The organism is uncultured Bacteroides sp. (assembly GCF_947632445.1).
Classification (GTDB): domain Bacteria; phylum Bacteroidota; class Bacteroidia; order Bacteroidales; family Bacteroidaceae; genus Bacteroides.
In genome coordinates this window covers 44,759-57,806 of sequence record NZ_CANRPM010000014.1, presented here as the reverse complement: position 1 = coordinate 57,806, position 13,048 = coordinate 44,759, and the positions used below count along the sequence as shown (strand labels likewise).

The window sequence follows — 13,048 nt, the reverse complement described above, 5'->3', positions numbered from 1 at the left end:
TCGGCATATTTTTTCAGATTGAAAGGCGGATTCGCCATGATATAGTCGAATTTGAGATCCTTATGCTGGTCGTCCGAGAAGGTGGAGACGGCCTTGTCTCCCAAGTGGTAGGATATGCCGCGAATGGCCAAATTCATCTTGGCCAGACGATAGGTTGCCGGTTCCGATTCCTGTCCATATACATTGACCGCTTTAGTGTTCCCTCCATGCGCTTCAATGAACTTCGTAGCCTGTACGAACATACCGCCGGATCCGCAGCAAGGGTCATAGACCGTTCCGTCGAAAGGCTCGATAAGCGACGCTATCAGTTCGACGATGGAATGTGGCGTGTAAAATTCTCCTTCCTCTTTGTCTGCGTTGATGGAAAAAGCTTGCAAGAAATACTCATATACACGTCCTATAAGATCGTGGTCACTGAATTTCTGCGGGTCTATCTTGTTGATTTCGTCCACCACGCTTTTCAAAACACCCGGTTCAAGGGCTGCTTTCGTGAAAATCTGTTGCGGAAGAGCATTTTTCAACTTAGGTTCGTTGTCGTCCAAAGTCTTTATCGCCGTATCGAAAGCGATAGCCATGCCGGTCGGCGTTGTAAGAATCAGTTTGTCCCAGAAGGTCTCGTCTGTCAGAAAGAATACGCCGTCCTGCATATATTGATTGGAACGCGACAGTTGCATCTCTATGAAATCCGAATCATTGATACCCTGTACTTCCACTATTTCATGGCGGATTTTCTCTTTTTGCTGTTTGAACCGTTCCCCGATGAACTTCAAAAATACAAGCGTCAGAAGCAAGTCGCGTTTGTCGGTCATGGCTGCTCGTCCACGCAGACTATTGCGACAGTTGAACAATATCGTTTCAAGGGTTTCTTCCTTTACCGGTTTTGTTTGTTTTTTAGCCATTTTACTCTTTTATCAATTCCGTATTTAACTTAAAAGCATTTGCATCAAAAATCCAAATATTTACATCATTTGATTGTGCTCATAAACGTATTATTCCGTTCTCAACAAATCATCGACAGCAACTTTCAGCGATCTTGACATCTTCACAAGCGTTTGCTAATCCGGCTGGGAACTGTTCGTACACCATTTGTTGGTTCGTTTCTTCTCTGCTAAAACTACTCCCAGACGGTTTATATCAGTTTGTATGTTTCTCAAAAATGCTATTACTCCACAAATATAGTGAAAAGTTCTTCACATATACGAGTGGATGATTATTTTTATAAATGCAATTATGTGAAAAATAGTAACCCTTTACTCCGCTACGCTGCACTTCCTGACGCTCTGACGATGCACTTTCTGACACTCGGACAAAGCACTGCATGGCACCCTGACGAAGTGCTTCGTTACACCCTCATAGAGCACTGCATGGGAATCCGTGAAAAAGACGGTTCGGTTCTCTCCCGAAACTGTCCCGCTTTTGCCCGGAACTCTATGTTTTCCATCAGAAAATACGGCCTTTTGCATCACATGATTGCGCTGAAGCAGGCGGTCAGGCGGGCAAGGCTGCAAGAAAAAAAGGTTTCCCGTTTTCCGCTTTCACGGTTTCACGGGCCGGCAAACGCCTGTCAACGAGCGAGATAGTGTGAAAGATGGGGTGAAGGCGTGAAAGTTCTTTCACGGAGAATGAGAGTACCGCAGAACATTTGTGTACGATGCCCCGAACGGTCTGTTTCCTGCTTTCACCGCAACCCGCTTACAATCAGCCCGTTCCGGTGAAACTTCACCGGGGCACATCCCCCGTTTCCGGTGAAAGGTATAAAAGACGCTAAAGGAAGCCCCGGACGCCGCCTGGGGACTTGACAAAGGCCTTAAAATGTTGTATCTTTACAGGAAAAAACAAGAACCAACCGCATCCGCTTATGAACCTGATTTACCAGCTAAGAGACCTGTTCACTTCCCGCCGGGAAGCGCCCCTGCCGGCTCCCGCCAACTCCTACAGGGAACTTCTGTCGAACCTCAACGAATACTGCGGCCGCCTGCCGGGCGGCGAAGTCTTCCTCGTCACGGGCGACGGCGAGTTCACCGTCCAACTGACCTGGACGCCCCAGACACCCCGCCCCGACAAGCGCATCTTCAGCCTGAACGGGCGGAACGAGGTGACGGAATGGATAGAGCAGGAAGAGGCCGAACCGGAGACGGATACGTTGAAAGACAAAGACAAGGAGCAAGCTGAAGAGGCCGTCGACCGGAAGGACTCCAGGCAACGCCGGATCATGCAGCGCCTGACCCGCTACCTGAAGCTGCACTACGCCTTCCGCTACAACCTGCTGACGGAGCGCACGGAGTGCGCCCGCCTCGACACGGAGGCTGCGGACGATTCGCACCGCCTTCTTTATACGCCCGTGGATAGCCGTGTCCTGAACGGCATCGCCCTCGGTGCTATGGAGGACGGAGTGGATTGCTGGGACAGGGACGTGAAGCGATACGTGGAATCCGACCACGTAAGGGCTTACCATCCGTTCGACCTGTACTTCAAGCACCTGCCTGAATGGGACGGCAAGGACCGGGTGGAAGACCTGGCAAAGCGGGTCTCCGGCAACGGGGTTTGGATACGTTCCTTCCACCGCTGGATGCTGGCCGTCACCGCCCAGTGGACAGGCACGGGCGACCGGGGCCGTCGTGCCAACAGTGTGGCCCCGCTCCTCATCAGCACCACGCAGGGATTGGGCAAGTCCACCTTCTGCCGGATGCTGCTCCCCCAAGAGTTGCGCGACTATTTCACCGAGAGCTTCGACCTGACCAACGCCTCATCGGCGGAAAACAAGTTGGCGTCCTACGGTTTGATCAACCTCGACGAGTTCGACCGCCTGCCTGCCTCCCGCCTGCCGCAGCTGAAGAACCTGATGCAGATGGAAGACCTGCGCGTGCGCCGTGCCTACCGCCGTTCGGCGGAGGCTCTGCCAAGAATCGCCTCGTTCATCGGCACGAGCAACCGCCGCGACCTGCTGACCGACCTGTCGGGCAGCCGACGTTTTATCTGTGTGGAAGTGGAACGGGCCATCGACTGTACGACTCCCCTCGACCATGCCCAATTGTACGCCCAGCTCCTGCACGAGCTGAATAACGGCGGGCGCTGTTGGTTCAGCAAGGCGGAGGGGGCGGAAATCCAGGCGGCGAACCGTCCGTTCTACCGCGTGACGCCTGCCGAGGAACTCATCGGCAGCTGCTTCGAGTTTGCCGAAGCAGGTGAGAAGGGTGCGCATCTGATGTCTGCGGCAGACATCTATGCCGCCTTGAAGAAGAAGAACCCGGCAGCGCTGAAGGGCTGTTCGTGCACGGCGTTCAGTCACCTGCTGGCGCAGATGGGGAGAAGGGTGCATACGCGGTACGGCAACGGGTACTGGGTGAAAGCGTCGGATGATGGGAGTGTGCCAAAATGAAAAGGCATAATCATTATGTAATGTCATCCTGAGCGAAGTGAAGGATCTCTTTCTCATAACAGAGATGATTCACGCTGTTCAGCATGACAGATGAACCGAATAATATAAACTAATTATAAACATTTACTTATTTATAAAAAGTTAATAAAACCACAAATACGAAAGTCTCATCAAACTCAACTTCTTCATTCGGCATTTCGGCATGGATAACGTGAAATATCCTGCGCATCTTTTATTATAGGAAGCTCACGCCGTTTTTAAGGTGTACAGTAATGTCTTTGGATAATTGAGTGGCGGATATCAATATACGAAAGCGGACAGAACTATTCAACATAGAACTGCCCGCAATTTATAAAATCGTCTATTTTAAGTGATTTTTTTACGATAATTTTAAAGTCTTAGAACATATAAGCAAATCCGAGATTAATACTGAGATTGTGATAGCCGTCATTAACCTCAAGAACACCATAGTTGACTCCAGCACTAATTTGAAAATTGCTGAATTCTAACCCGACACGCCCACCGACACCAAGGTCAAACCTTTCTGCTTCATCGAAATAATTAGATTCTCCCACATATCCTCCCCCATTATTATACCATTCAACTTTTGAACCGAAGAGACCATAACCTACGGTTGGACCTGCTTGAACGAAAAGTGACGACATGTCGCCAAGTCCGAAACGATACCCGATGTGGATAGGAAGTTGTGCGTAGTAGGCGTTGATAGTACCATCAATCCTCTCTTGTTTATGAGCGATGTTTTCCAATCCAATTCCTGACTGAAGGAAAAGGTTGGAATTGAAGTTATACTCTGCAACCCAACCAAGTCCATAGCCGAAAGTCATTTTGTCACCTTCTCCAGTAACGTTACTTAACCCACCATTGACGCGGAGACCCATACGAAAACCTTGTTCCACTTGAGCAGAGACTGTTATAGTCATTACTGCCATGATTGCCATCAGAAAATTTTTTTTCATTGTTGTTGAATTTAATTTAGTTAATATTAATTGGTTTATTGCATTTATTTAATCTGACGAATCAGGTGTCCGGGGAGGAAATCTCCACCACTGACTTTCTTAAAAGTTGTGCAACCGAGGGTTGCACCTTCTGCCATTTCCTCTTCCGCCATAAACCTATTGTCCCATATAAGGTTCTGTACCGGCTTGATTTCACCAATTTTCTTGTAGGTAATCCTTCCGTTTCCATCTTTTTGCGGCTCCAGCACTTCAAAACGTGAATCTTCAGTGATACCTTCTTTCTTCCCTACGCGCGCTTCAAGAGGATCCACACTTTCAAGTGGAGTCTTAATTTGGAATGCTTGAAAATTTTGTTGAAGATTGGCAATATTCTCATCAAGAGCACGCTGACAGGCTTTCCGAATCATTATTTCAGGCTGGTCTTCTCGTATGCCTAAAAATGATGTCGTTCCACCATTACTCAACTGAGTACCTACAAATTTGAGTTTATAATTGCCACGATTATTTTCGAATGCGTCACGATTGCCCCAATTATCATATGTTATAGCGGCTGCTTCATCATCCCACACTAATTGATATAATGATGTGTTCACTTTCACAGAAAACCCCTTATAAGTTTCAACCATACTTCCAGTCAAATTGCCTAAATCCTCAATGGCATCATTTCCAGTAGTAGCGGCAGCGATAGAACCAAGTATTTTGAGAGCCATACCTACATTTTTTGAACGAGATCCTTTATCTATATAGGTTATGTCATTTATAAGCACGAAAGTGTTTTGAATCAGATTTTCTCCGGCATCAGCAAGCATGGCATCTCCTTTCAGATTAGCCGCTGCCTTTGCTTTGTCAATCTCGCTTGCCGCGTAGATTCCCCGTGAACCAATCAAGTCCATCGTACATTCGCCAGTGTTGTAATCCCGCATAAACCATTTACCGACAAGGCGACTTGCGATTTGGTTCTCTTCAAGGAAAGTATTGATTTGCTCCGGGCCTTTTGGCGTTTCCTTCTTGCCGACTTTTTCTTGTTCGACATCACCTTCAAAATTAACAATCTTGACACTCAAATCATGATCATTATATGCATCTGGAATCGGAATTTGCAAGAAGCAGTTTTCAATTTGAGTGTTGTACTTTTTGTCAGTGTGTGATATGAGTAGCGAATAAAGAGAACTTCTTCTATACGAATTATCTTCAAGTTCCTGTTTATTCTGACCTTGTGCTGTAATTGATGAAATCAGCACAAGCATGATTACTATTATTGATATTCTTTTCATCGGTACTGTCTATTTAGAAATCCCAGTAATTCTCACTGATTTTCTCGTTTAACTTGAATTTATTTCTATTCGGATTCAAACGAATCGCTATACTCCTTGCTTCAGATGAAGAAACAGAGTGTATATTGTTTGCTATCATATAAGAATATAGATTCCCGATAGCTTCTTCTTCTCCAAGAGAACACGGAATAATTTCCTCACTACCAACGATTAACCCATAATTGCCATGTTTATTCTTGGTAATTGTCCCAAATGCCGTCATATCCATATCAACATACCCTGTTGGAGTAAGACAAGCATTTGACATATTGTAAAGATTGAATACACCATCTTTTTTTACCCATACACAGAGATTGCCATTTTGGTCAATTCCTGCAACGACCTTTTCATATTCCTGAGGAACAATAATTTCATTCTTAAGATTAATAATTCCAGACATTCTTTTTATTGATCCGGGAATCTTTTTACTTGTGATTGCGTACCCATTTACAAAATTGCTGCCATCTGCATATTCAAAGGGTATAACAATATTGCCATTTTGGTCTAAATAACCAAATGCTCCTGTATTATCTCTTACTGCAAAGATACCATCATTTGCATCACGGATTTCCATACATTCAACAGGTATTATTTCATCGCCAGTTAGCGATATAAGACCAAAGTTCGCTCCTTTCTTGACAATATATCTATTTTTAGCCAAAGAAACCGCGTCATATCTTTCCGATTTACGATTACCGTTCATGTCAACAAGATAGAAATCATCATTATTTGTTGAGTACGACAATGACAACCCGTCCCTGAATGGAAGGTATGTACGGTTATCTACAGGGGTGAATGTTTTAGAGTTTATATTATAAAATCCACACTGATTATCGCGGTATGCAACAGCGATTCCTTCAGAAGGTACAAATGTATAAGACAATCCGGCTGTAAAAGGTATAACCTCTTTACCATCTATATCAAATACACCAATTTCCTTGATTGTATTCTTTTTTTGTATGGTTGTCTTGAGGGCTGCAATATAAGGATGTGTACTATTGACCCATGATGAGCTGAATTTCATTACGGGCATCAGACGATCATTTTCAAACCATAATTCATGGTTTCGTAAAAGAGAGTCTGCGGAAACGTTATTAAGCGTGCCCAAATAATTATTTCTAAACTGATAAAATGACGAGACATTGCAATCTTCCCCAATTACAACTTTTCCATCCTTTGAAATTAAAGACCATTTTTGTGTCTTCTTATTGCGTATAGCGGCTACTCCCTGATTATTGATCGGTGTCATCGCATCATACAATGCGTCAAAAAACACATTCCCATTGATATCAATTATGCTGAGAAGTCCCTTAAGTTGAACAATCAGAAAGTTATTTTCCATCAAATTGCTTATTTCCTGATACTTAGGCTCTATCTGGAATTTACCGTCTGGTCTCACCAAACCCCATTTTGCACCATTTATTGGGTAACTAAGGGAGCCTTTGAATCCATAAGGACAAAGAGACTGACGAGTCTTGATTTTACTTGCATCATCAACTCTATTACCACCTTCTGCAACCAAAAGAAAATCTGTACCATCGAAGGACGTAATCAAAGAATACCCCATTGATTTACCTATCGCCTTGCCTGATTTGTCTATAAGACCAAATGATTTACCTTTCCTTACAACAGCGATGCCATGTTCGTTGAAAGGCTTTGCATCATCCCATTGAGGTTTAACAACAAATTTCTTGCTGCCCTTGATCCCATAACCAAATTGCCCATTAGCATTATGCATTGGCACAAGATCTTGTGCTAAAGATGCCATGCAAAACAATATGGCCATAGAAAAACAGCTAATAATTCTTTTTCCCATTGTGTTATATTTTATTATTTTATTCTTAGAACTGGCATATCTTCGTTGAATCGTCCCCATATTACAGGGTGTTGCGAATGGAGAATCTTCGATGCGTATTCTGATACACCACTATGTACATAATTAAATAATTCTCCTAACGATACTACATTGTCGGAGTTACTGTCTGCATCACCTATGAGTCCGTTCAGTAGAAAACTTGTAAACAACCCATTCACACCATCGGGAATCTCTAATGATGTTTCATCTGTACGAGATGACAAAAAGAATATTAAATCTCCCTTCCTTGCCGATTGTACTGATGCATTGATGTGATTCCCTTTTCGTAATCCACCACTAAAGCAAGCATCGGCTATTACCATCTTTTTCCCCGCTCTGCAATTCCTGAATAGCACTTGTAATTCTGCATAACTTAATCCTCCGTAATACCTATTTACCAAATTCAGTTTTTGCTTATTAATGGTTTTGCCTCCAATCGTAGAGGAACTTAGAGATGGTGAGTTGGTAGCCATGTCCCAGCAACAAAATCCTCCTTCATATCCGTGCCCACTAAAAAAGAAAATGACAGTGTCATCTGATTTTGCTTTTGCAAACATCAACCGCAAAGCTGATATGATATTCTCATGGGTGGCTTCTGATCCTTTTATAAGATTCACATCAGCATTAGCTGTTTGCATCAAAGCACCAAAATCAGAAGCGTCATTTTCACATAGTCTTAAGTCATTAATTTCCTTATAATCAGTTATCCCCACAGTTAATACATACATTTTCTGTGCTTTGCAAAGCAAAGTACAAAATAACATAGCTGAAAATAATAATAAGCGTGTCATTTTTTCATCTTAAAAAAGTATGCACTACTTGCTGTGGTTGGTTTTGTGCAAATGCCAAAGCTATTTCGCGAGCAAACTTTAATTGTTGAGCCTCAACACTCATCAAATCATTCCATCGTTTCATTTCAAACTTCCATTCTTCACCCATGTGACGCTTAATTTCCGCCACAAGTTCCATTGCTTCCTCATAACAAGCAGCGTCAGGATAAATTTCTGATAAGAATATGCTTGCAACCGCTGCATTTTCCTTCGTGTACCCAGACATCCATGCGGCTTGCGCCTGAGCAATGTTCTCGTGACACTGTTGATCAATGAACTGCTTGTAGATTACACAAACTTTTGACATGGCCTCGTCATAGCCAGTACAACATACAGGAATACACATAAGCTTGTATATAACCTCTTCGTAGTTACGCATGACAGCCTGTGATTCTGCGTTTTTAATTATAGACTTATAATTTTTATTATAATATGTCACTATTTCATCTTTCGCCTTTGCCGCAAATTCACTTAATGATTGATTTTGAGGCTTTAATTTTCGAATGGCATTGTTATATGCTTTGCCTCTTGAGTTACCTACCCCATTTAGATCAACAGTAAATGAAGAGAATAGTTTTCCATTATACACATCTCCAATAAAAAATGTAATACTGAGATTCAATACAGTCTTTGTCGGTGCTCCGGCAATAATATGTTCGTTCATAACATCAGTATTAACAACAACTCCAAACTGTGAATCTTCTAAATTAGACAATCCATTACCTTGTGAAATAGCATTGTTGATTACATTCTTCAGGTATGCTTTATTCTGTTCCGTCATTTCAGAACTTTTATCTCCGAAATATACACATAGTGCAATATCGCAATCGGTTTGAGCATTTCCTATCAAGGAGATGAGTGTTATTAGTAATGTAAGAATATTTTTTTTCATTTTTCTATCTTATTTTTTCCCTATAATTAACTGGCATCGCCCCAATGTACTACTCCCTTGCTTAATTGGTATTTGAAAGGATTCCAAATGTTTCCTCAATCCTCGTGCATAGGATCCAGCGTTCATTGGACGTTCGCGTTCATCATACAGTGGAATTCTGACATCTTGGAAAAGCATTGTGGTTTCAGTATCATCCACAAGGTTATAGGAACGATTGATAGAATTATCGGAAACCCAATCCTCGATAATTTCTCTTAATTCTTTTCCATTATATTCACTCTCCATATCAATGCCTGTACCATCATCGAAAGTATTAATTTCAAGAGATATGGCACGTCCATTTTCAATGCAGTCATCAAAATAACCCTGAAGCTGTTCCAAGAACGCATCCATATTGCTCGTTACAGCTTCTTCAACAAGAATCGGAATTTCTGCGGAAAATGATGGAGCACCAGTTCCTGATATTGATGCGATAGAATTATAAGTATATGTATCATAGGCACTAAGCGTGTATGACACTATGCTTTTTGGCCCATTTTTTGTAACTTTCCAATACACGTCAAAATATATGTCTGCTTTAGCAGCATTATTTATCTCATCCATGAATGAAATAGCAATGTTATTTCCCGTTGATTTGGATGTAATTCCACTATTACGAGCAGATTGAGCCTTAACCCCGCGAATGGCTTGCAGAAAATTAGAAATTCTAAAATCTCGATCATTCATCAAGGATTCAATTTTGGAAATAACAAGAGTTAAATCACCATTTGTTTGAAGCGCAACCTCATAATCTGGCATTAATTCCTTGGTATCTTGGTTTTCAATGACAGACATATATCCGTTTTCTGTACACCAAGTTTCAGCAGGACGAACCATAATGCGAGGCTTTGTTGCCCTTTGGGCGACAAGCACGTTGGTTGAAAAATATATGCACAAAGCAAATGTCAGTATTTTCTTCATAATATCTCTTATTTATATAGGATTCCATCGTCTTGCAGACGCTTTTTCAATTCAGACCGAAGCACACGTACTATGACACTTCTTTTTTCCCCGTATTGATAGTGTTCTTTATCTTCACTCCGTCGCTTGTGATCATCCATTGATATGTATTTCTTGTATTCTCCTCCATCTACAAAAAAAGCATCGAAATACTCTTCATATTTTTGCTGTGCATTGGGCGTGTTGACCAATGGTGGTTTTGTACAATCTGAATTCCCGGAATTGATCCCTTTGAAAATCACATCTCGCACAGCATTCTTTTTAGCTTGCTCTTCCGCATCAGCCTTGTTACGTCCTTCACCCCAAGCCAATAAGGTCTGTGAACCATCAAGTTCAATGCCGAGGCATCGCGTCTCATAAGTCATATACGCTGTTGGCTTTGTCGTCATGCAAGAAGCCAACAAAAATATTAATGTAGATATTAAAAGAAAGTGTCTCATGGTTATTGATTAGAAGCCTAATTTTCTCAAAATTCCTGCCTTTTCAAGCGTTTCTCTAAGATTATCTTTTGCAACTTGAATCGTTGCCGTGACAGCATACCTTTTCTCAACTTTCATTATTGATAAGGTTGGGTCAACTGCACTTGCAAAATGAAGATAGTCATTTTCGAAAAACGCGTTAAAGAAATCTACATGCTGTTGCTCTTGAGTTGCATTCAACATGGCCTTTTGCGATTTACAACCCTGTTCACCAGAAAAACCGCTAAAAATAACTCCATGCACAGCACATTTCTTCACCAAATCTATATTGATTTGATTCTTTTTTTGCGCATAGGCCGTCACTTCAACAAGATAAAAGCCTTGTTGTCCTGTCCCGGCACACTTTATTTCGTAAGACAATGATTTATTGTCTTTATCCTTACCTTGCATAGATGTAAAACAACATAACATAGTAAGGAACAATAGTATTGAACAAATTTTATTAATCATATATTAAGATTTTTTGTAATATCATTTTATTCTGGAATTATGCAACTCTTAGCAAGAGTTACCAATATTAAATAAATGCACTGACAATCAAATTATTATATAAAGATAACCATGAATATATGCACAACAAAATAGCCTTGTGATAAAAATTCTCCCGAAATTTTTATTGGCAATCGCTTGTTTAAAAAAGTTTTTTTATTACCTTTGCAATCGAATAGGTAACTCTTGCTAAGAGTTTTACATATTTACTCAACAAATTCCTGTGAATTCCTGATTCCACCCCATCTGTTATAAGGCCGACAGGATAATGTCATTGGCCCTATCCACTGCCGAAGTGTCGAGCGAGGCAAGGTAAATCCGTGTTGTCTGTTCATTGTCATGTCCGAGTCCTTCACTTATGACGCTAATAGAAATACCCATTGATTTGGCAATAGAGGCCCAACTGTGACGCGCAACGTATGTAGTTAAAGGCATCTGCAATCCGATTTTCTGCGCCACAGTTTTCAGGTTCCTGTTTATTACATAGTGACGATTCCTGTATTGGTTGCGTGGATTTGCAGTGCGGGATGTGATAACAGGGAAAAGATACTCTGTTTCGTTTTCGGGATATTTATCAAGGATTTCCTGCATCTTCCTTGTCCACCTGACTGTGACTTTCTGCCCGGTCTTGCGGCGACGGTAAGTCACAACGCCATCCGATAGTTCGGATTTCTTCAGATAGGCGAGATCAATGAAACTCATTCCACGCATATAAAAGGAGAGCATGAATATATCGCGAGCATAGTTCGCTGGTTTGTCCGTTGTCAGATCCAAATCTTTAATCCGCTTTATCGTGTCTATACCTACCGCTCGTTTGGTGGTTTTGTCCACTCCCGTGTACACATGGGAGAACGGGTTGCATGACGCCTCTGTTAGCCCCTGTTCACGTGCCTTGTTGTACACGGCACGCAATATCCGCATATGGAATGACCTTGAATTGGGAACAAGGCCTCTCACCTGAAGATAAGCGTCGTATGACTCCATCAGTTCTCGGCTGAAAGCACCAATCGATACGTCTTCGTTGTTTCGGAACCGCGAGAAACTATTGAGCGCGTACTGGTAAGTCTCACTTGTGCGTATCCTGCCATCATGCCTGAGTTTGGTGATTGTCTCTCCCATGAAATTAAAAAAGGACAGGCGAGATGTGAGCGATCTGAATCCGCCCACTATATCCTCTGTGCTGAAATATACGCCCTTCCGCATGAGATTTGTTATGATGCGGTTAAAACACTCCGTGTCGCACCGTATCTTCCCCTGTAAAGAAAGGAGATATTTTGTCCTCGGGCTCTGCCATGTTGAAACAATGCGGTTATACGTCCTGTCCCATTCACACGCATACACTTTATAATCAGTTGCCACTTGACGAGCTACCCTGTTGTGGATAACCTGATAATAGATTGTACCCTCCTTGTCATTGACAGAGGACGGGCGGAATTTTACTTTTACTGTTGCCATTGCTTTTTGTTATATTTCTGTTTCTCTTTATAAATGGCGAATATAGTAACGGCATGTATCAAGACTATTAATCCAGCGTGAAATACTATTATTTTGGGCAATGTCCTGGAATGCCGCAACTTCACGTTGGCGAATATGACGATGGCAAAAAATGTGGCAAGTATCAGCCTCAATACAATCATGTGTGCGTATAGAATGTTCGCATAGTAAATATCTCTATAGCAATAGATTAGGACAGAATATAATATGCTCTACTCCCGACTGAATAAGCTCAGACCGAAAGGGAAAGCGAAAATAGCATTTCAGAGAATCGGAATGCGCAGCTAACTGTCATGCTGTGTAGTTCCGTTAGGGAGAAAGACAGATATGAGAATGAAGCC

At 42.2% G+C, this 13,048-nt stretch carries 11 protein-coding genes and 1 pseudogene; 1 reads left to right on the top strand and 11 read right to left on the bottom strand.

The genetic code is table 11. From position 1 onward, the window contains the following. A partial coding sequence (locus Q0Z70_RS04845; RefSeq protein ID WP_298072990.1) for a class I SAM-dependent DNA methyltransferase occupies positions 1–899 on the bottom strand: 899 nt, incomplete at its 3' end. Positions 900–1,058: 159 nt separating this feature from the next. Next, positions 1,059–1,145: pseudogene (locus Q0Z70_RS04840) on the bottom strand (transcriptional regulator); the annotation flags it as partial. Positions 1,146–1,858: 713 nt separating this feature from the next. Between Q0Z70_RS04840 and Q0Z70_RS04835 the strand changes: the two are divergent. Continuing rightward, positions 1,859–3,379, top strand: coding sequence for a VapE domain-containing protein (locus tag Q0Z70_RS04835; RefSeq protein WP_298072989.1), 1,521 nt, complete (start codon positions 1,859–1,861; stop codon positions 3,377–3,379). Between the two features lie 398 nt (positions 3,380–3,777). Here Q0Z70_RS04835 and Q0Z70_RS04830 read toward each other — a convergent pair whose 3' ends face one another. The 9 genes from Q0Z70_RS04830 to Q0Z70_RS04790 all read right to left on the bottom strand — a co-directional run bounded on the left by Q0Z70_RS04830 (position 3,778) and on the right by Q0Z70_RS04790 (position 12,668). Then, positions 3,778–4,356, bottom strand: coding sequence for an outer membrane beta-barrel protein (locus tag Q0Z70_RS04830; protein ID WP_298072988.1), 579 nt, complete (start codon positions 4,354–4,356; stop codon positions 3,778–3,780). Between the two features lie 44 nt (positions 4,357–4,400). Further along, positions 4,401–5,630 carry a hypothetical protein gene (locus tag Q0Z70_RS04825; RefSeq protein ID WP_298072987.1) on the bottom strand — a complete coding sequence of 410 codons (1,230 nt, stop codon included), beginning with the start codon at positions 5,628–5,630 and terminating at the stop codon, positions 4,401–4,403. Between the two features lie 13 nt (positions 5,631–5,643). After that, positions 5,644–7,485, bottom strand: a complete 1,842-nt coding sequence (locus tag Q0Z70_RS04820; protein ID WP_298072986.1) for a WG repeat-containing protein — start codon at positions 7,483–7,485, stop codon at positions 5,644–5,646. A gap of 14 nt (positions 7,486–7,499) precedes the next feature. Then, a complete protein-coding gene (locus Q0Z70_RS04815) occupies positions 7,500–8,315 on the bottom strand; it encodes a caspase family protein (RefSeq protein WP_298072985.1) in 816 nt (271 codons plus the stop codon). Between the two features lie 4 nt (positions 8,316–8,319). Next, the gene (locus Q0Z70_RS04810; protein ID WP_298072984.1) at positions 8,320–9,246 is read right to left on the bottom strand and encodes a hypothetical protein; all 927 of its coding nucleotides are present in this window, start codon (positions 9,244–9,246) and stop codon (positions 8,320–8,322) included. Between the two features lie 9 nt (positions 9,247–9,255). Continuing rightward, positions 9,256–10,206: a DUF6175 family protein gene (locus Q0Z70_RS04805; protein ID WP_298072983.1), complete on the bottom strand. Its 951-nt coding sequence runs from the start codon at positions 10,204–10,206 to the stop codon at positions 9,256–9,258. An 8-nt stretch (positions 10,207–10,214) separates the two neighbouring features. After that, positions 10,215–10,610 carry a hypothetical protein gene (locus Q0Z70_RS04800; protein ID WP_298072982.1) on the bottom strand — a complete coding sequence of 132 codons (396 nt, stop codon included), beginning with the start codon at positions 10,608–10,610 and terminating at the stop codon, positions 10,215–10,217. An 84-nt stretch (positions 10,611–10,694) separates the two neighbouring features. Then, positions 10,695–11,174, bottom strand: coding sequence for a hypothetical protein (locus Q0Z70_RS04795; RefSeq protein WP_298072981.1), 480 nt, complete (start codon positions 11,172–11,174; stop codon positions 10,695–10,697). A 288-nt stretch (positions 11,175–11,462) separates the two neighbouring features. Then, positions 11,463–12,668 (bottom strand): site-specific integrase, encoded by a 1,206-nt coding sequence (locus Q0Z70_RS04790; protein ID WP_298072980.1) that lies wholly within the window; start codon positions 12,666–12,668, stop codon positions 11,463–11,465. Between the last annotated feature and the right edge of the window lie 380 nt (positions 12,669–13,048).